This window comes from Pseudomonas sp. GW821-FHT07B01, from assembly GCF_059419065.1.
This window is the reverse complement of record NZ_JBWKRA010000012.1, coordinates 1-18,192: the sequence shown is the minus strand read 5'-3', so window position 1 is coordinate 18,192 and position 18,192 is coordinate 1. Positions and strand designations below refer to the sequence as shown.

The window sequence follows — 18,192 nt, the reverse complement described above, 5'->3', positions numbered from 1 at the left end:
CCCCGCGCAGCCTGAGTACTGATGATGACGCCTACAGCCCAACACGCGGTCTCACCGGCTCAGGTGCCCGGCCTCCCCTATCGGGCCGGGCTGGGGCTCAAGACCGAGCACTTCACCGAGGTGCTCGAGACCCGCGCCGACATCGGTTTTTTCGAAGTACACGCCGAAAACTACATGGTGGCCGGCGGCCCGTTTCATCACTACCTGGGGTTGATTCGTGCGCAGTACCCCCTGTCACTGCACGGCGTCGGCCTGTCCATCGGCGGCGAAGCCCCCTTGGATCGCGAGCACCTGGCACGCCTGGCCACGCTGATCGAACGCTATCAACCCCACTCTTTTTCCGAACACCTGGCCTGGTCCAGCCACGGCCCGGTGTTTCTCAACGACCTGCTGCCCCTGGCCTACGACGCCTGCACCCTGGAGCGGGTATGCGAACACGTGGATCAGGTACAGAGCGCGCTCAAGCGGCCGATGCTGTTGGAAAACCCCTCCACTTACCTGCAGTTCCAGCGCTCTACCCTGGACGAAACCGACTTCATCAGCCAGATCGTCCGCCGTACCGGTTGCGGCCTGCTGCTCGACGTCAACAACGTCTACGTGTCGTGCATCAATCACCAGCGCGACCCTCTGACCTACATCGACGCCCTGCCATTGCACGCGGTGAGTGAGATTCATCTGGCCGGTTTTGCCGAAGACACCGACAGCCTGGGCGACCGCCTGCTGATCGATGACCACGGCGCGCCGATCGATAACGCCGTGTGGCAGCTGTACGCACAGGTACTGGCACGGACCGGAGCGGTGGCGACGCTGATCGAGCGGGATAACCAGGTGCCCGCGTTCAGCGTGCTGCAAAAAGAGGCCCGGCAGGCCGAATGGTATTTGTCGCAGGTGGCCCGATGAGCATTCAGCAAACATTCGCCGAGGCTTTACTGGCCCCGCAAGCAACCTGCCCCGAGGGCGTGTTCAGCAGCAACGGTGCTGAACCGGCGAGCCGCTTTGCGGTGTATCGAAACAATGTCCATAGCGCTTTGATCAATGCTTTGGCAGCCGCCTACCCGGTGGCGCGGCAACTGGTCGGCGATGAGTTTTTCCGCGCCATGGCCGGTCTGTATGCCCAGGCCCACCCGCCCACCAGCCCCTTGATCAGTGAGTACGGCAGCACGTTCTCTGACTTTATCCAGGGTTTCGAACCGGCCTGGAGCGTGCCCTACCTGGCCGATGTCGCCCGGCTGGAACGCTTGAGGGTTCGCGCTTATCACGCGGCGGATTGTCTGGTTCTGGATCAGCACAGCGTACTTCGGCAACTGCAAGGTTGCGCGCAACTGGGGCAACTGCGTGTAGGACTGCATCCGTCACTTGCCACGCTGGAATCGTCCTACGCGGTGGTATCGATTTGGGCGGCGCACCAGGCCGACGGGGCCATCACCAGCTTTAACCCCTGGCATGCCCAAGGCGGGCTGGTCTTGCGCCAAGGGTTGGTGGTCAAGGTATTCGCCATCGACCGCGGGTCTGTGACCTTTATCAACCGACTCAACCAAGGCGCAGGGCTGGAAATGGCCATAGCTGATGCCCTGAAAGCCTCTGACGAATTCGATTTGCACCTATGTCTCACGCTGTTGATCAGCCACGACGCCATCACCCATTTGCATCTGCAATCAGAGGTATCGCCATGAACTTTCCCGCTCCCTGCCTGGTAAAACGAACCGTCGCACTGTTTGAAAAAATCCCCTACAGCCTGATCGCCTTTATCGCGCGCTTCTCCATTGCGGCGGTGTTCTGGAAGTCTGGCCAGACCAAGGTCGAAGGCTTTGCCATTGACCTGATCAGCGGCACCTTCCAATGGGGTGAGCCCAAACTCGCCGCCTCGACGCTCTTTTTGTTTCGCAGCGAATACCAATTACCTCTGCTGTCGCCAGAGGTGGCCGCGCACCTGGCAACCTTTGCCGAGCACTTTTTTCCAGTATTGATTCTGCTGGGGTTCGCCACGCGCTTCTCGGCCCTGGCCTTGATCGGCATGACCTTGACCATCCAGCTGTTCGTCTACCCTGACGCCTACCCCACTCACGGCACCTGGCTTGCGCTGTTATTGTTGTTGCTTGCCAAAGGCCCGGGCTGCCTGTCCATCGACCACCTGATTGCGCGTCGTTATCGCTGAAGCCGATCCAGCGCTTCGCCGCTGCGCTTGAACCAGTCCACCAGGTAGTCGGCCAACACCTGGGTACGTCGAGGCAAACCGCCCTGGTAGGGATGCACCAGGTACATCGGCATGCTGCGTGTCTGATAATCGCGCAGCAGCCAGCGCAATCGGCCGTCAGCCAGCTCCGTGGGTAGAACGTAGGACGGCAGGCGGGCAATACCGGCGCCGACCAACGCTGCTTTTTTCAACAGGTTGTAGTGGTTGGAGGCGAAGGTGCCGCTCACCTTTACCCGCAGCAATTCGTGTTGCTGGTGGTACAACCATTCCTCGCGGCCACTGTAATGACTGTTGAGCAAACAGCTGTGCGCCGCCAGGTCCGCCGGGGTCTGCGGCTCGCCATGCTGTTCCAGATAAGCCGGGCTGGCGCAGGTCATCTCATGCCAGGCCAGCAAAGGTTTAGCCACCAAGCGTTCATGTTCGATGGCGCCCGAACGTACCCCCAAGTCAAAACCATCCCGTGCCAAGTCTCGGTAGCTGTTATTGAGCTCCAGCTCGATCCGCACCTGCGGATATTGCTTGGAGAACTCCAGCAGCAAGCCATCAAAGAAGGTTTCACCCAACGACACTGGAACGGTCATACGCACAGGGCCAGCCAAATCATCTTTGAGCCGCGCCAATGCCTGGCGGGCGCGTTCCACCTGCACCACCAATGCTTGTGCCTGGGGCAGCAACGCCGCGCCGGCAGCAGTAAGGCTCAGCTTGCGCGTGGTGCGGTGCAGCAAAACCACGGCAAACTGCGCTTCCAACTGGCTGATGCGCTTGGACAACTGCCCTTTGCTGCAGCCCAATTGTGCGGCCGCCACGGTGAAACTGCCGGCTTCGATCAGCACGGCGAACGCCGCCAGGTCATCCATTTCGCTCATAGACTGTTTCCATTTGAAAACCAAAGGTTGCCTATTAGCACGTTTATCCAGTTAAAAAGCCACATTAGACTGAACGCAAATCCCAACCCCTGTAGGAGCGAGCTTGCTCGCGAAGAACGTCAACGATCACGCGGTAAGCCTGACTACACGCCGGCGAGCTTGAGTTTTTCGCGAACAAGCTCGCTCCTGCAAGGAATTAGCCCCAGAGGAACAGCACGATGAAAATCCTATTGATCGGTGCCAGCGGCACCATCGGTTCAGCGGTCAAGGCGGAACTGGCCCAGCGCCACGAAGTGATCAGCATCGGCCGCACCAGCGGTGACTTCCAGGTGGATATCAGCGATAGCGCCTCGATCCGCACGCTGTTCGAACAGACCGGCAAGTTCGACGCCCTGATCTGCGCGGCAGGCAGCGTCAACTTCGTGCCCTTGGCAGACATGAACGACAGCGATTTCGAACTGGGCCTGCGTGACAAGCTGATGGGCCAGGTCAACCTGCTGTTGATCGGTCGTGAGTACGCCAACGATAACGCTTCATTCACTTTCACCAGCGGCATCCTGAACCGTGATCCTATCCGCACCGGCGCTTCGGCGGCCTTGGTCAACGGTGCATTGGACGCCTTCGTCAAAGCGGCGGCCATTGAATTGCCACGCGGCCTGCGTATCAACTCGGTCAGCCCGACGGTGCTGCTGGAAGCCATGGGCAGCTATGCCCCTTATTTCCGTGGCTACAAACCTGCCCCCGCCGCCGATGTAGCGCTGGCTTACGCCAAAAGCGTCGAGGGCCTACAAACTGGTCAGACCTTTATCGTGGGGTGAGGGTGAGTGCTGTAAGAAACGCCTGAAGCTGGCAAGCGGGCTTGTGATGCACGGCCAGCCTGCGTAACGTGGCGGCACTTGCCTGGAGACCCGATAATGCGCGCCGCCCGTACCCTCGTCCTGTTTGCCTTGCTTCCTGTATTCGCCGCCTGCCAATTGTTCGAAAGCGAGCCGGCCAAGCCATCGACTGTCGGGCTGACCCGTATGCAGGGTGAGCTGACCGCGGTGGACGGCAAACTGCTGTTCCAGCCGTGCGGCGACCAGCGTAGCTACGTGGTCAACGACACCGGCGGCACCAGCGTCCTGCAGGAAGCCGCCTCACTGGCCGGCCAGCAGGGCAAGCTGTTTGCCGACCTGCGCGGCAAGTTTTCCGGGGTCGCCAGCGGCACCCAGGGTTCAGTGGACCTGCAACAGCTGTATCGCGTCGAACGCTCGACCTCAGCGTGCTCTGACCCGGATTTCAAGCGCATGATCCTGCGGGCCAACGGCCATAAACCCGCCTGGGCGATGAACGTCACGGCCAAGGGCATGGTGCTGGAGCGCGAAGGCCAGCCACCTTTGGCAGTGCCGTACGTCGAGGAACAACTGGGCGACGGCCGCTTCAACCTGATGACCGAAGCCAATAACCAGCACATCGAACTATGGGTGGCGCCCCAGCGCTGCGTCGACAGTGTGAGCGGCAGCCTGCAGCACATGAGCGCCGAGCTGCGCGTGAACGGCCAGGTGCAGCGTGGTTGCGCGGCGTTCGGCGGCTCGCGGGACGACTGATTAGCCCCTGTGCTGTTTTAACCTGACGGAAACTTGCCATTGGGGCTTATAATCGCCGGTTTGCAAAACAGCCGGCCTTCTTGCCCGCCGCCTACCGGATCCTGTCATGTTACGAATCACCGAACTCAAGCTGCCCATCGACCATCCCGAAGAAGACCTGCGCACGGCCATCGTGCAGCGCCTGGGCATCGCCAGTGATGACCTGCTCGATTTCACCCTGTTCAAGCGCAGCTACGATGCGCGTAAAAAGACCTCCGAGCTGTGCTTCATCTACACCGTCGACCTGAACGTGAAGGGTGAAGCCGCGCTGCTGCTCAAGTTTGCCGACGACCGCAACGTCAACCCGGCACCGGATGTCAGCTACAAGGTGGTGGGTCAGGCGCCGGAAGGCCTGGCTGAGCGGCCGATCGTGGTAGGTTTTGGTCCCTGCGGGATTTTCGCCGGCCTGCTGCTGGCACAGATGGGTTTCAAGCCGATCATCCTCGAGCGCGGCAAGGAAGTGCGCCAACGCACCAAGGACACCTGGGGCCTGTGGCGCAAAAGCGTGCTCAACCCAGAGTCCAACGTGCAATTTGGTGAAGGCGGCGCCGGTACCTTCTCTGACGGCAAGCTGTACAGCCAGATCAAGGACCCGAAATTCCACGGTCGCAAAGTGCTGCACGAGTTCGTCAAGGCCGGTGCGCCGGAAGAAATCCTCTACGTCAGCAAGCCGCACATCGGTACCTTCCGCCTGACCGGCGTGGTAGAAAACATGCGCGAGCAGATCATCGCCCTGGGCGGTGAAGTGCGCTTCGAACAACGGGTCACCGACGTGCTGATCGAAGACGGCCAGTTGAACGGCGTGGTCATCGACGGCGGCGAGCAGATCCTCTCCAAGCATGTGATTCTTGCCCTGGGCCACAGCGCCCGTGACACCTTCCGCATGCTCCACGGCCGTGGTGTGTACATGGAAGCCAAGCCATTCTCGGTGGGTTTCCGTATCGAGCACCCGCAGTCGCTGATCGATGCCGCACGCCTGGGCAAATACGCTGGCCACCCCAAGCTGGGTGCTGCGGACTACAAGCTGGTGCACCACGCCAAGAACGGCCGTTCGGTCTACAGCTTCTGCATGTGCCCCGGCGGCACCGTCGTGGCTGCGACCTCGGAGCCCCATCGCGTCGTGACCAACGGCATGAGCCAATACTCGCGTAACGAGCGCAATGCCAACTCTGGCATCGTGGTAGGCATTACCCCCGAGGTGGATTACCCGGGTGGCCCGCTGGCCGGTATCGAGTTGCAGGAGCGCCTGGAGTCCCACGCCTACATCCTCGGCGGCAGCAACTACGAGGCCCCGGCGCAACTGGTGGGCGACTTCATCGCCGGCAAACCCTCCACCGCGCTGGGCAGTGTGGAGCCGTCCTACAAACCCGGCGTGTCGTTGGGCGACCTGGCCCTGGCCCTGCCGGACTTCGCCATCGAAGCCATCCGCGAAGCCTTGCCGGCATTTGAGAAGCAGATCAAAGGTTACTCGCTGCACGATGCGGTGCTGACCGGCATCGAGACCCGCACCTCGTCACCACTGCGCATTACCCGCAACGAGTCGATGCAGAGCCTGAACGTCAAAGGCTTGTTCCCGGCCGGTGAAGGCGCAGGCTATGCCGGTGGGATTCTGTCGGCGGGTGTCGACGGGATTCGGATCGCCGAGGCGTTGGCGCGGGATATGCTCGGCATCGAGGCCTGAAGCACGCTGACGGCCAGCATAAATCCCGTGTGGGAGCTGGCTTGCCTGCGAAAGCGGTGGTGCAGTTAAAAACTCAGTGACTGACACGCCGCTTTCGCGGGCAAGCCCGCACACAGTTGGATAGTGGGGTGTCAGATATTAGCGCGCAGGATGTTAGCGGGTAGCGCCTCACCGCGTTCGACACTCGCCGCAACCGCCGCGATCAACCCTTCCAGCTCATAGCCCTGCCCCGCCAGCCACGCTTGATCGTAATAGGTCGTGGCATAGCGCTCACCGCCATCGCACAAGATCGCAACGATCGACCCCGACTCCCCCGCCGCTTTCATCTGTTGCGCCGCCATCAGCGCACCGATCAGGTTGGTTCCGCTGGACCCGCCAACCCGTCGCCCCAAACGCTCAGCCAGGTAATGCATGGCCGCCAGGGACAATGCATCCGGCACTTTGACCATGGCGTCAATCACCGCGGGCAGAAACGATGCCTCCACCCGTGGGCGACCAATCCCTTCAATTCGTGAGCCACAGTCCAGGCGCAGGCTGGCGTCACCACTCTGGTAGAAGTCGAAGAACACCGAGCGTTCAGCGTCGGCACATAGAACACGCGTGCAATGTTGACGATAACGCACATAGCGGCCCAGGGTCGCGGTGGTGCCGCCGGTGCCAGGGCTGGAAATCAACCAACTCGGCTCCGGGTGCTGTTCAAAGCGCATCTGCTGGAAGATCGATTCGGCGATGTTGTTGTTCGCCCGCCAGTCGGTGGCACGCTCGGCGTAGGTGAACTGGTCCATGAAGTGCCCCCCGCTTTCCTGGGCCAGGCGTTCGGATTCGGCGTAGATCTGCGTCGGGTCCTGGACCAGATGGCTCTTGCCACCATAGAAGGCAATCTGGGCGATCTTCTCTTGGGACGTGGTCGCGGGCATGACGGCAATGAACGGCAAGCCGAGCAAGCGCGCGAAGTAGGCTTCAGAGATCGCGGTGGAGCCGCTGGACGCTTCAATAACGGGGGCGCCAGGCTTGAGCCAACCATTGCACAGCGCATACAGGAACAACGAGCGCGCCAGCCGGTGTTTCAGACTGCCGGTGGGGTGGCTGGACTCATCCTTGAAGTACAACTCGATGCCTGGCAAACCCGGTAATGGCAGCGGGATCAGGTGGGTATCGGCGCTCCGCTGGAAGTCCGCTTCAATGATACGAATCGCTTCGCGGGCCCAGGTACGGTGGTCGCTCATGGTGGGTTCTCTAAAGGTTTTCAGCGGTGATCTTAGGATGTTTCCCACACTTCACACAGATACAGTGACGACGCAATTGGACACACAATTGCTAGTCTTTAACCCACCGATGTTCCGGCCAACCCCTTATAACAAATAAGAATATAACTTTTGTTTTAACAACTAACGGTACGGGTTAGGGTACCCACCTATTGAACCTGGATTGGAGAGCATCCCTTGCCTCTGCGTAGCACTTTCACCCGTTTCTTCCAGCTGGAAGCCGCCAGTGGTCTGTTGTTGATCGCCGCTGCCGCTTTGGCGCTGATTATCAACAACTCACCGTTGTCGCACCTCTACAACGCCTTTCTCGACACGCCGGTGGTGGCTCAGGTTGGCGCGTTGAAAATCGCCAAGCCGGCGCTGCTTTGGATCAACGATGGCTTGATGGCCCTGTTCTTCCTGTTGATCGGCCTGGAGGTCAAGCGTGAGCTGCTCGATGGTCACCTGTCCAAGCCTTCGCAAGTGGTGTTGCCTGGCGCAGCGGCCATCGGCGGCATGGTGGTGCCGGCGCTGATCTACTGGGCGCTGAACAAGGACAACCCGGCCGCCCTGGCCGGCTGGGCGATCCCCATGGCCACCGACATTGCCTTTGCGCTGGGCGTTCTGGCCCTGCTGGGCAAGCGCGTACCAGTGTCGCTGAAGCTGTTCCTGATGACCCTGGCGATCATTGATGACCTTGGCGCCATCATCGTCATTGCCTTGTTCTATTCCGCTGACTTGTCCACGGCATCCCTGGCGGGCGCGGGGGCGTGCTTGATTGCGCTGATTGCGATGAACCGCCTGGGCGTGATCAAGCTGGGGCCGTATATGATCATCGGCCTGATCCTGTGGGTGTGCGTGCTCAAGAGCGGTGTGCATGCGACCTTGGCGGGTGTAACCCTGGCGTTCTGCATTCCACTGCGCACCAAGAATGCCGAAACCTCACCGCTGCTGAGCCTGGAACACGCCCTGCACCCTTGGGTGGCCTACGCCATCCTGCCGCTGTTCGCGTTCGCCAATGCCGGTGTGTCACTCACCGGTGCCAGCCTGGAGAGCTTCACCCACTCCGTGCCCATGGGCATCGCCGCGGGCCTGTTGATCGGCAAGACAGTCGGTGTGTTCGGCCTCACCTGGCTGGCGATCAAGACCGGCATCGCCTCACTGCCCAGCGGCGCCAATTGGGGCCAGGTACTGGGCGTGGCGATCCTGTGCGGGATCGGCTTCACCATGAGCCTGTTTGTCGGCTCCCTGGCGTTTGTGCCGGGCGCCAGTGAGTTTGCCGGCGAAGATCGCATGGGGATTCTGACCGGGTCGATCCTGGCGGCCTTTATCGGGTATGCGGTGACGGCGATGGCAAGTCGCAAGAAAGCCGTCGTGGCATGATTGAAGTCAGTCAGTTGTAGGAGCGAGCTTGCTCGCTCCTACAAACAAAACCCCCAACCGGTCACCCGGTTGGGGGTTTTTCTTCGCCTGAAGCTTAAGGCTTAGCGAGTAACGCGGCTGGTACCGTCGACGGTCATGATGCGTACGCGGTCGCCAATGCGGAAGATTTCATTTTCCTGCACGGCTTGTACGTAGGCACGCATGCTGCCGTCGTCTTCGCGCACGGTGATTTCCACGCCCTGGGTACGGGTCAGGCCTTCTTCAGTGGCCGAGCCCAGCAGGCCGCCCGCAACTGCGCCGATCACAGCAGTAACGATGCTGCCTCGGCCGCCACCGATGGCGCTGCCGCCAACGCCGCCGATGACTGCGCCCGCGGCGCCGCCGATTGGGGTTTTGGTGCCTTCGATTTTCACCGGACGCAGAGATTCGATGGTGCCCATGCGAACGGTCTGTACACGACGCGCCTCATCACGAGAGTACGAGTCGCCGGTCAGACTCGAGGCGCAGCCACCCAGCAGCAACGACAGGGTGGTAAAGCAGGCAACTAGTAAAACGGACTTACGCATAGCATCAACTCCAAAGGACAGGTATTCATTAAACGCTGTGGCTTGGCGCGTGTCACGGCGCACCAGGCAGAAACTTGCTTTCATTCAGCCTGAGTACAGACTGCCAGCACCAGAGAACTCGACGAACGGTAACCAAGCCAGGGTACGGAACGATGCCATAACCGGCTCGATCAGTGTAGCCACACAGCCGAAAGCGTCCGAAGTCTCTTGAACAAAGACTTCGACGCAACGGTGTTGATTCAGGTGGGATGACGAAAGGTGACGCTCAGGGCGCCAGGCGCTCGCGGCACCATTGGCCGTCTTGCAAGCGGTAGTTGAGGCGATCATGCAGGCGGCTGGCGCGGCCTTGCCAGAACTCGATGCGCTCAGGCAGTAAACGGTACCCTCCCCAATGCTCGGGGCAATCGGGCTGGGTATCGCTGAAACGCTCTTCAGTGGCCTTGAGCAGCGCCTGCAGCTCTTCGCGATCACGAATGACTTTGCTCTGCGGAGAGGCCCAGGCGCCCAGGCGGCTGCCCAATGGGCGCACCTGATAATAAGCATCCGACTCTTCAGGCGTGACCTTGGCCACGCGCCCTTCAATGCGTACCTGGCGCTCCAGGGTTGGCCAGAAGAAGGTCATGGCCGCAAACGGCCGCGCCGCGAGTTGTTCACCCTTGGCGCTCTGATAGTTGGTGAAGAAGGTAAAGCCCTGTGCATCCAGGCCCTTGAGCAGCAGGATGCGGCAGTGCGGGCGACCGTCCTGATCCACCGTCGCCAGCGTCATGGCATTGGCCTCCACTGGCGGCTGTTCAGTTTTCACCGCATCAGCAAACCATCGGTGGAACAACGCAAACGGCTCGTCCGGGGCCTGGGCCTCGCTCAAACCGTCCCGTGTGTAGTCACGGCGCATATCGGCCAATGCCTGGGTCATGCAGCTTTATCCTTGTGGTTCAACAGCTCAGTTCTTCGCCTGGTCGTTCGAAGCGGGTGCCGCCTTGGCTTTTGCCGTGGCAGGTTTCTTCGCAGCCGGCTTGGCCGCAGCCTTTTTAGCCGCTGGCTTGGCCGCCGCTTTCTTGGCCGTGGCCTTTTTGGCAGGCGCTTTGGCCGCCGGTGCTGGTGCAGGCACATTCTGCACCGCGACCATTTCGGCTACGGGCGGGGTCTTGCCGGAGTTGTACTTGCTCAGCAGTGCCAACATCGTTGTACGCTGAGTGAACATGATTTCCATGCGACGGTTCAGCGCACGCCCCTGATTGCTGTCGTTGGCGGCACGCGGCATAAGGTCGCCCATGCCACGCAGCATCAAGCGATCCTGTTTCAGACCACTCAGGCTGAAAATCGAGGCAATGGACTGCGCACGTTCCTTGCTCAACGCCTGGCTGGCGGGAGCACTGCCAGTGGCATCAACGTGGCCCAGCACCAGTACGGCGGTCTTCGGGTCAGCTTCAACAGCCTTGGCCACCCGCGTGAACGGGCCCAGGGTCACCGGCAGTAACATGGCCGGGCGCTTCGGGTTGTAGGAACCGTCTACCGGAGCAATCACTACCAGGGTGTTGTCACGGCGCTCCAGTTGCAGGTTGCTGTCCTTGATGGCCGCACGCAGGCGTGGTTCGTATTCGTCCAGCCAGGCTTGGGTGATCTTCGGGTCAGGCATTTGTACATTGGTCACATCGACCTTGGCCAATGGCTTTGGCTTGCTTTCGAACGGCCACCACCAGCGCGGCTCGCTGTCGGTCTTGGCGACGACAGGTGCGGCGTCCGAGGCCGGGGTTGCCGCCTTGAGGTCGGCTTTCAGGTCGGCCTTGGCGTCGGCGGCTTTGTCTTCGGCACTCTTGGTGGAAAACGGCCACCAGCTGTAACCGGTGTCGGCTTTGGCAGCCGGGGCAGCGGCAGCAGCGGTGACAGGCTCAACAGGCTTGGCACCGGCGGCCGGCTTGGCGTCGGGTTTGGCATCCGACTTGGCGTCGGTCTGGGCCACTGGATCCTTGGTCGCCGTTTTGTCAGATCCAAATGACCACCAATGCCCACCTTCGGCATCATTTTGTGGAGTTTGTGCACAACCCGTAATAGTGAGGCACAGCGCCAGTGCCAAAGACTTGTTCGATAACATGAGATATCCACAAAATGAGAAAAAACCAGAGGGTCGCAGGACCCGTTAAACAGACGCTAAAAGAACATTCAAGTTACAACATGTCGTTCAGCATCTTTTTTATACTTGCCTTTGTAACAAAAAATTGTGAAACAGCAAGGGGTTTATAGACAACCGGCCAATATTCCGACCAACTTCTGGGCCCGCGGGTCCATAAGTACGTAGGGACCCAGGGTATTAGTCACAAAACCGAAGGCTACATCATGTTCAGGGTCGGCAAACCCGACTGAGCCCCCTGCCCCGGGATGCCCGAATGCACGTGGCCCAAGGCCGAACGTGGCATTGGGCAACTGCGGTTGATCCAACATGCAGCCCAGGCCGAAGCGGGTTTGGGTCAATAAGGTTTTATCCAGCCCGATACTGTGCTCGCGGGTCAATTGTTCGAGCATGTCGCTTTCCAGCAAACTACCGTCCAACAAACCACTATAAAACCCGGCCAGGCTGCGTGCATTACCGTGGCCATTCGCCGCAGGCTGCTGCATGCGTCGCCATTCAGGCTTATTAGTGCTGGTCAGAATAGACGGTGGATTGGCAAATGCACGGGTAGTCATCGCCGCCGGCTCGCGCATCATTACTTGAAGTAACCGTTGCGCGGCTTCATCCCCCATAGTGCCTTTGCTGCGCGCTATATGAGCGACGCGATAAAACTCTTCATCCGCCAGGCCTACATGGAAGTCCAACCCCAATGGGCGTGCCACCCGCGCCACGATCGACTCCCCCGGCCCGCGCCCGTCGGCGCGACGCAACAGTTCGCCAACCAGCCAGCCGTAGGTGATCGCCTCATAGCCGTGGCCCTGGCCCGGTGTCCACCACGGGGCTTCTGCCGCCAGGGTATCGACCATCAATTGCCAGTCGTACAACGCTTCGGTAGGCAGCATTTCGCGGATGGCGGGCAGCCCGGCCTGGTGGCAGAGCAACTGGCGCAGCGTGATCGCGTCCTTGCCAGCAGCGGCAAACTCCGGCCAGTACTCGGCTACCGGCGCATCGAGCTTGAGCTTGCCTTCGGCCACCAGTTGCAGGGCAGTCACTGCCGTGAAGGTCTTGGTGCAGGAGAACAGGTTAACGATGGTATCGCTGTGCCAGGCCTCGGCACCGTCCTTGTCGGCAGTACCGGCCCACAGGTCGACGACAGTTTGCCCGCCGATCTGGATGCACAGCCCGGCACCACGCTCCTGAGGATCATCGAACAGGGCGGCGAAGGCTTCGCGCACCGCTTCGAACTGCAGCTCGTAATGACCCTGAATCTGCACCTAAGTCCCCTCGGAAAACACCATGAAAAGTGGTCGCCATTCTTTCAGCCATTGTAGGTTTTGTGAACCCGTCAACGATGAATCAATGACCGTTTCCAGCGTGTCCACCGGCATGCCCAGCGCCCTGCCCCGCGCCTTTGCCGTCGCGCCCCGGCTTGCCGGCTTCACTTTCACGCATCGCTTGGGTGGCCTTGGCTTTTTGCGCCTCACGGCCCAGTTGGTCGAGCGCGGCCAGGTTGCTCTTGCGTACCGTCTCGACAAAACCCTGGAACGGTACATCGGTGATGCCGACCAGGCCGAAATGGCCGTTTTCACCATCCAGCAGACGCCCGGTTACCGGCTGGTCCAGGTACTGGAACCAGTGCACCCCGACAATCGACGGCTCGGCCACCGCCTGCTTGAGGAACGCGGAGTACGCCGCGCCGCGGTCCTCTTCGCGGGCCAGTTGCGTCACGCCGCCCCAGAACGGGCCGCGGTCGGCGGAGCCAAAGTTGAATTCGGTGATCAGTACCGGTTTGTCCAGCGCACGCAGGGCGGCGAAGTCATAACCGTCCTGGGGTTTCAAGGTGTACATGTTGAAGCTCAGCACGTCGCAATACTGCGCGCACGAGGCGACGGCCTCGGGCGTGCTCACCGCAAAACGGCCGCCCAGCAACAGCTGGTTGGGCGCGTGCCACTTCAGCGAGTCGGAAATGGTCTTGAAGTAAGCATCGGCGAAGGTCTTCTGGAAATACTTGAAGTCGGCTTCGATTTCCGGGTGTTCAGGGCTGGGCATCGGCGGCTCGAAGCCTGGGTCTTCCATCAGTTCCCAACCAGCCAGTTGAATACCCCAGGCTTTGGAAAGGCCCTCTTCATTGCGATATTTATCGCGCAGTTGCTTGAGGAAGGCGCGCTTGGCCGGCACGTCGGTGGTCATGCGCAGGGTGCCGTACGCCAGGGCGTAGCGAGATTTTGCATCCTCGCCAGGACCGGCCCAGGCCAGTTCGTTGTCGGCAAAGAAACCGATCAGCCAAGGATCGTCACGGTGATCGCGTGCGGCAATAGCCACTGCGCGCTCGGTGGCCATGGCAAAGCGCGGGTCGAACGGATCGGGCATGCCGCCCCACCAGTCGGTGCCGGTGCTGATGCTGGCATAGTCACCGACAATCGACAGCGGCAAGGTGTACGGCACGCGGTCGGCAGTAGCCAGGTCCGGATCGCTCCAGTTGCCGACGGTGTTGAAGCCCCAGGCTTGCAGGCGATCGAGGGTATGGGTCACCCAGCGTGGCTGGTCCAACGCGTCACCTCCGTAAGTGCGTTGCAGGTTGGCGCCGTAGAAATCGTACCAACGCCCCGAGCCAAAGCCGCGACCTTCGCCGGCGCCGTTGCCGGTGCGGCTGTCGTCGCTGCCGTAGTACTTGTCAAAGGGTTCGCCGGCCTTGGGCAGCGCCGCGAACATCCACTCGCGCCCCGCCACGTAGGTCTGGCTGTTGTCCGGCGCCACGGTGTTCACCCCCAGCGAGTAGAACGGATGCCCGTCCGGCGTCACCAGGTACCAGCGGCCGTCGCGCTTCTGGGTGCGGAAAAAGCCGCTGGCGTCGAAGGCCGGGCCCTTCTTCCAGCCACCGTATTGATCCAGGGAGGACTTGTCCCGCTCGGCCAGCCAGGTCTTGAGCTGCTGTTGTTCCTTGGCGGCCGATGCCTTGAGTTGCTCGTCGCTGCTGACCTTCTCCGGCCAGCGTGCGCGGTTGGATTGGCCATAGGCATCCACCAGTTCAGTGTAGGCAGCCTTCAATACTGGCTCGCTGTCCTGCACGCCGAAGCGCTCGAGCAGGATACTTTGAGCGGCATTGGGCTTGAGCATAGACAGGGTCACCGAGACGATCTGGCTGCGGTCGATTTCCCCGGCGCTGGCGGCCAGCAATACCCGTTGGCCATCCACCGTCATCGGCATCGGCGGGCCGGCCTTCATGCCCTGGCTCAGGGGAGCGTTGGCTTGCAGCGGGACCAGCAACGTCTGGGCCGGGCCGGCCGGCAGGTCGATGCGGCTGACGAGCGTCTTGCCGTCGGCGCTCTGCACCTTGACGTAAAGGGTCAGCGCCCAGTTCATCGCGCTCTGGATACGCAGGCTCATGGCGCTCGATTGCGACCAGTCCCACGTCCCCGTCTGCGGGCTGAGCACCAGGCTCGGCTCGGCCGCTGGGTTGAAGGTGATGCGGCGCAGCACCTCGCCTTCGGGGGTTTGTTCGGCGTTGTATTGCGGCAGGCTGGCGTCCTGGGTCGCCACCTTGACCACATCGGCAGGCCGGACGAAGTTGAACAGCGTTTGTTGCCCCTCGGGCGCCGCCATCAACGGCGCAGCGAACAGCAGGGCAAAAAGAGCGGGCAGCGTGCGAATCATACGAACAAGGTTCTCCCAAACGGCCGATGACTGGCCTGATGATAGTGATGAGATAGACCACAGAGTGGGCGAATCCGCCCACGGTGGCTTAAGAAATTTCGCGCCTGAACGGCGGCAACGCATTGAGGATCGCCTTGCCATAGCGCTGGGTAACCAGGCGACGATCGAGCAAGGTGATGGTGCCGCGGTCTTCTTCGGTACGCAGCAGACGCCCGCAGGCCTGCACCAGCTTCAGTGAAGCATCCGGCACCGAGATTTCCATGAACGGGTTGCCGCCCCGGGCTTCGATCCATTCGGCCAGTGCGGCCTCGACCGGGTCGTCCGGCACCGAGAATGGGATTTTGGCGATCACCACGTGTTCGCAGTAGGCACCGGGCAAGTCCACGCCTTCGGCAAAGCTGGCCAGGCCGAACAACACACTGGAATCCCCACCGTCGACCCGCGCTTTGTGCTTGTTCAGGGTTTCCTGCTTGGACAGGTTGCCCTGGATAAACACCTGCTTGCGCCAGTCGCGGTCGAGGCCGTCGAACACGTCCTGCATCTGTTTGCGCGACGAGAACAGCACCAAGGTGCCGCGGGAGCCTTCCACCAACGACGGCAGATCGCGAATGATCGCCGCTGTGTGCGCCGCCGCGTCCCGTGGGTCGGCCTTGAGATCTGGCACCCGCAGGACGCCGGCGTCAGCGTGATGAAACGGGCTGGGCACCACGGCGGTGACGGCCTTTTTCGGCAGGCCGGCGCGCATGCGGAAGCGGTCAAAGGTGCCCAGGGCCGTCAGCGTGGCCGAGGTTACCAGGCAGCCGTAGGCGACGTTCCACAGGTTGCGGCGCAGCATTTCAGCGGCGAGGATCGGACTGGCGTTGACCTCGATATCGAACAGCGCGCCGCTTTCCGACAACGTCAGCCAGCGGGCCATGGGCGGGTTGTCTTCCGGGTCTTCGACGGTAAAGGCGGTCCACAGCTCCCAATTGCCTTGGGAACGAGACAGCAAACTGCCGAACAAGGGATACCACTCTTCGGCCTGGTTGCTGGCGATGCCGATATTGACCTCGCCATCCATGCCTTCCTTGAGCAAGTCCGTCAGGCGGGTGAACAGGTCGGTCAGGCGTGAAAAACCTTTCTTCAGCTCGATGCCCATTTCGCGCATGTGCTCGGGAATCATCCCGCCGACAAAACGGTGGCGCGGGCGCTCTCGGCCTTCGACGTCTTCACCGGGCTTGAAGTCCGCCACCTGCTCGCAGGCGCTGAACATGAATTGCTGCTGGGTCTTGATCTCGCGCGCCAGCTCCGGCACTTGCTCGATCAACTTGCCCAAGTCGCCGGGTAACGGGTGCTGGGCCAGCAACTTGGTGAGATTCTTGGCAGTGGTTTCCAGCCAGTCGGCCGTGGAACGCAAACGGGTGTAGTGGGCGAAATGGCCAATGGCCTTGTCTGGCAGGTGGTGGCCTTCGTCGAAGACGTAGAGGGTGTCGCGGGGATCAGGCAGTACCGCACCGCCGCCCAAGGCGAGGTCAGCCAATACCATGTCGTGGTTGGTGACGATGACGTCCACTTTGCCCATGCCTTCGCGCGCCTTGTAGAACGCGCACTGGCCGAAGTTGGGGCAATGGCGGTTGGTGCATTGGCTATGGTCGGTGGTCAGGCGCGCCCAGTCTGAATCTTCCAGGGCGGTGGGCCAGCTGTCGCGGTCGCCGTCCCATTTGTTGCCGGCCAGCTTCTCGATCATGCTGGTAAACAGCTTCTGGCTGGCCTCATCCACCTCGATCTTGAAGCCTTCTTCTTCGAACAAGGAGGCGGTGGCGGTTTGGGCGTGGCCTTCCTGCAGCAATACGTCGAGCTTGGACAGGCACATGTAGCGGCCACGGCCCTTGGCCAGGGCGAAGGTAAAGCTCAAGCCGCTGTTGCGCATCAGGTCGGGCAAGTCTTTGTAGACGATCTGCTCTTGCAGCGCGACGGTAGCGGTGGCGATCACCAGGCGCTTGCCAGCAGCCTTGGCCGTAGGGATCGCAGCCAGGCTGTAGGCCACGGTCTTGCCGGTACCGGTACCGGCCTCGACGGCCACTACCGCAGGCTCACCCTCGAGGCGGCCTTCGTCGTCGGTGTCGATATCCCCGAGGACTTTTGCCACTTCGGCGATCATCAGGCGTTGGCCGTAGCGCGGTTTCAAGCTCTTGGCTTCGAGAAAACGCGAATAGGCGCCCTGGATCGTGGTTTTGAGTTCAGTGCTGATCATGGATAGTCGGGCGCAAAAAACGCTGGATAAATTTTCAGTGGTTCGGATCGGCCGCTATCATACCCCGCTAATTAATCCCGCGCAGAACGGAGTACCACAATGACCGCGTTTAGCCTCGCTTATACCCTGCATGTACTGGCCGCATTGATCTGGGTCGGCGGCATGTTTTTCGCCTGGATGATCCTGCGACCCGCCGCCATGGCGGCGCTTGACGGCCCTGCCCGGCTCAAGCTGTGGGCAAATGTGTTTCAACGTTTTTTTGTGTGGGTGTGGGTGGCGGTTGTGCTTTTACCGATCAGCGGCATTGGTTTGCTGCAACTGCGCTTCAGTGGTTTTGAGACCGCGCCGCGTTATGTACAGGTGATGATGGGGTTGTATCTGGTGATGACGGCGTTGTTTATCCGCATCCAGGCCTTGAAGTTCCCGGAGCTGAAGGCAGCGGTGGCGGCTGAGGATTGGCCGGCGGGCGCGGCTGCGCTGGGGCAGATTCGCAGGTTGGTGGGGATTAATTTGATCGTGGGGTTGGTGGTGGTGGCGGTGGCTTCGGCTCGGCCGATGTTCTGAGGCGAGTCTTACAACGCTATCGCGGGCAAGCCCGGCTCCCACACTGGAATGCATTCCAAATGTGGGAGCCGGGCT

General features: G+C 61.1%; 16 protein-coding genes. 8 read left to right on the top strand and 8 right to left on the bottom strand.

Annotated elements, in window-relative coordinates:
• Positions 1-21 precede the first annotated feature (21 nt).
• Genes bufB through AC07S6_RS14910 form a run of 3 tightly spaced genes read left to right on the top strand, consistent with a single transcriptional unit; the run spans position 22 to position 2,155 of the window.
• A complete protein-coding gene (gene bufB / locus AC07S6_RS14920) occupies positions 22-900 on the top strand; it encodes an MNIO family bufferin maturase (RefSeq protein WP_495112551.1) in 879 nt (292 codons plus the stop codon).
• Positions 897-1,673, top strand: a complete 777-nt coding sequence (locus AC07S6_RS14915; RefSeq protein WP_495112550.1) for an HvfC/BufC N-terminal domain-containing protein — start codon at positions 897-899, stop codon at positions 1,671-1,673. Before bufB ends, AC07S6_RS14915 begins: the two co-directional genes overlap by 4 nt.
• Positions 1,670-2,155, top strand: a complete 486-nt coding sequence (locus AC07S6_RS14910) for a DoxX family protein (RefSeq protein WP_034125950.1) — start codon at positions 1,670-1,672, stop codon at positions 2,153-2,155. Before AC07S6_RS14915 ends, AC07S6_RS14910 begins: the two co-directional genes overlap by 4 nt.
• Here the strand turns inward: AC07S6_RS14910 and AC07S6_RS14905 are convergent.
• Complete coding sequence (locus tag AC07S6_RS14905) at positions 2,146-3,060, bottom strand: LysR family transcriptional regulator (RefSeq protein WP_197900627.1); 915 nt, start codon at positions 3,058-3,060, stop codon at positions 2,146-2,148. The two genes, AC07S6_RS14910 and AC07S6_RS14905, sit on opposite strands and share 10 nt — an antisense overlap.
• A gap of 218 nt (positions 3,061-3,278) precedes the next feature.
• Here AC07S6_RS14905 and AC07S6_RS14900 point away from each other — a divergent pair, with 218 nt between their 5' ends.
• From AC07S6_RS14900 to AC07S6_RS14890, 3 genes are all read left to right on the top strand, one after another.
• The gene (locus tag AC07S6_RS14900) at positions 3,279-3,878 is read left to right on the top strand and encodes a short chain dehydrogenase (RefSeq protein ID WP_181125358.1); all 600 of its coding nucleotides are present in this window, start codon (positions 3,279-3,281) and stop codon (positions 3,876-3,878) included.
• Between the two features lie 96 nt (positions 3,879-3,974).
• On the top strand, positions 3,975-4,646 hold the full coding sequence (locus tag AC07S6_RS14895) for a COG3650 family protein (RefSeq protein WP_181125357.1): 672 nt from the start codon (positions 3,975-3,977) through the stop codon (positions 4,644-4,646).
• Positions 4,647-4,752: 106 nt separating this feature from the next.
• Positions 4,753-6,366, top strand: coding sequence for an NAD(P)/FAD-dependent oxidoreductase (locus AC07S6_RS14890; protein WP_181125356.1), 1,614 nt, complete (start codon positions 4,753-4,755; stop codon positions 6,364-6,366).
• A gap of 131 nt (positions 6,367-6,497) precedes the next feature.
• On the opposite strand, the gene AC07S6_RS14885 is transcribed toward AC07S6_RS14890, so the two are convergent.
• Positions 6,498-7,592 carry a PLP-dependent cysteine synthase family protein gene (locus AC07S6_RS14885; protein WP_054897976.1) on the bottom strand — a complete coding sequence of 365 codons (1,095 nt, stop codon included), beginning with the start codon at positions 7,590-7,592 and terminating at the stop codon, positions 6,498-6,500.
• A gap of 216 nt (positions 7,593-7,808) precedes the next feature.
• Between AC07S6_RS14885 and nhaA the strand changes: the two genes are divergently transcribed.
• Positions 7,809-8,993, top strand: coding sequence for a Na+/H+ antiporter NhaA (gene nhaA / locus AC07S6_RS14880; protein ID WP_495112549.1), 1,185 nt, complete (start codon positions 7,809-7,811; stop codon positions 8,991-8,993).
• Between the two features lie 101 nt (positions 8,994-9,094).
• Here nhaA and AC07S6_RS14875 read toward each other — a convergent pair whose 3' ends face one another.
• The 6 genes from AC07S6_RS14875 to dinG form a co-directional block, all read right to left on the bottom strand.
• Positions 9,095-9,559, bottom strand: a complete 465-nt coding sequence (locus AC07S6_RS14875) for an outer membrane lipoprotein (RefSeq protein ID WP_003189251.1) — start codon at positions 9,557-9,559, stop codon at positions 9,095-9,097.
• A 265-nt stretch (positions 9,560-9,824) separates the two neighbouring features.
• On the bottom strand, positions 9,825-10,472 hold the full coding sequence (gene pdxH, locus AC07S6_RS14870; RefSeq protein ID WP_490613684.1) for a pyridoxamine 5'-phosphate oxidase: 648 nt from the start codon (positions 10,470-10,472) through the stop codon (positions 9,825-9,827).
• A 27-nt stretch (positions 10,473-10,499) separates the two neighbouring features.
• The gene (locus AC07S6_RS14865) at positions 10,500-11,651 is read right to left on the bottom strand and encodes an OmpA family protein (RefSeq protein WP_080757662.1); all 1,152 of its coding nucleotides are present in this window, start codon (positions 11,649-11,651) and stop codon (positions 10,500-10,502) included.
• A 143-nt stretch (positions 11,652-11,794) separates the two neighbouring features.
• Entirely contained in the window at positions 11,795-12,940 is a 1,146-nt protein-coding gene (locus AC07S6_RS14860; RefSeq protein WP_060764380.1) for a serine hydrolase domain-containing protein, read from the bottom strand.
• A gap of 82 nt (positions 12,941-13,022) precedes the next feature.
• Positions 13,023-15,320: a beta-galactosidase gene (locus AC07S6_RS14855; protein ID WP_495112548.1), complete on the bottom strand. Its 2,298-nt coding sequence runs from the start codon at positions 15,318-15,320 to the stop codon at positions 13,023-13,025.
• A gap of 88 nt (positions 15,321-15,408) precedes the next feature.
• A complete protein-coding gene (gene dinG, locus AC07S6_RS14850) occupies positions 15,409-17,553 on the bottom strand; it encodes an ATP-dependent DNA helicase DinG (protein WP_495112547.1) in 2,145 nt (714 codons plus the stop codon).
• A gap of 99 nt (positions 17,554-17,652) precedes the next feature.
• On the opposite strand from dinG, the gene AC07S6_RS14845 reads away from it, so the two are divergent.
• Positions 17,653-18,117 (top strand): CopD family protein, encoded by a 465-nt coding sequence (locus tag AC07S6_RS14845; RefSeq protein ID WP_054917898.1) that lies wholly within the window; start codon positions 17,653-17,655, stop codon positions 18,115-18,117.
• Positions 18,118-18,192: the final 75 nt, after the last annotated feature.

What these genes read in the sequence shown, in the direction of transcription:
- bufB (WP_495112551.1), top strand. Translation starts at nt 22, where the DNA reads ATGATGACGCCTACAGCCCAACACGCGGTCTCACCGGCTCAGGTGCCC.
- AC07S6_RS14915 (WP_495112550.1), top strand. Translation starts at nt 897, where the DNA reads ATGAGCATTCAGCAAACATTCGCCGAGGCTTTACTGGCCCCGCAAGCA.
- AC07S6_RS14910 (WP_034125950.1), top strand. Translation starts at nt 1,670, where the DNA reads ATGAACTTTCCCGCTCCCTGCCTGGTAAAACGAACCGTCGCACTGTTT.
- AC07S6_RS14905 (WP_197900627.1), bottom strand. Translation starts at nt 3,060, where the DNA reads ATGAGCGAAATGGATGACCTGGCGGCGTTCGCCGTGCTGATCGAAGCC.
- AC07S6_RS14900 (WP_181125358.1), top strand. Translation starts at nt 3,279, where the DNA reads ATGAAAATCCTATTGATCGGTGCCAGCGGCACCATCGGTTCAGCGGTC.
- AC07S6_RS14895 (WP_181125357.1), top strand. Translation starts at nt 3,975, where the DNA reads ATGCGCGCCGCCCGTACCCTCGTCCTGTTTGCCTTGCTTCCTGTATTC.
- AC07S6_RS14890 (WP_181125356.1), top strand. Translation starts at nt 4,753, where the DNA reads ATGTTACGAATCACCGAACTCAAGCTGCCCATCGACCATCCCGAAGAA.
- AC07S6_RS14885 (WP_054897976.1), bottom strand. Translation starts at nt 7,592, where the DNA reads ATGAGCGACCACCGTACCTGGGCCCGCGAAGCGATTCGTATCATTGAA.
- AC07S6_RS14875 (WP_003189251.1), bottom strand. Translation starts at nt 9,559, where the DNA reads ATGCGTAAGTCCGTTTTACTAGTTGCCTGCTTTACCACCCTGTCGTTG.
- pdxH (WP_490613684.1), bottom strand. Translation starts at nt 10,472, where the DNA reads ATGACCCAGGCATTGGCCGATATGCGCCGTGACTACACACGGGACGGT.
- AC07S6_RS14865 (WP_080757662.1), bottom strand. Translation starts at nt 11,651, where the DNA reads ATGTTATCGAACAAGTCTTTGGCACTGGCGCTGTGCCTCACTATTACG.
- AC07S6_RS14855 (WP_495112548.1), bottom strand. Translation starts at nt 15,320, where the DNA reads ATGATTCGCACGCTGCCCGCTCTTTTTGCCCTGCTGTTCGCTGCGCCG.
- dinG (WP_495112547.1), bottom strand. Translation starts at nt 17,553, where the DNA reads ATGATCAGCACTGAACTCAAAACCACGATCCAGGGCGCCTATTCGCGT.
- AC07S6_RS14845 (WP_054917898.1), top strand. Translation starts at nt 17,653, where the DNA reads ATGACCGCGTTTAGCCTCGCTTATACCCTGCATGTACTGGCCGCATTG.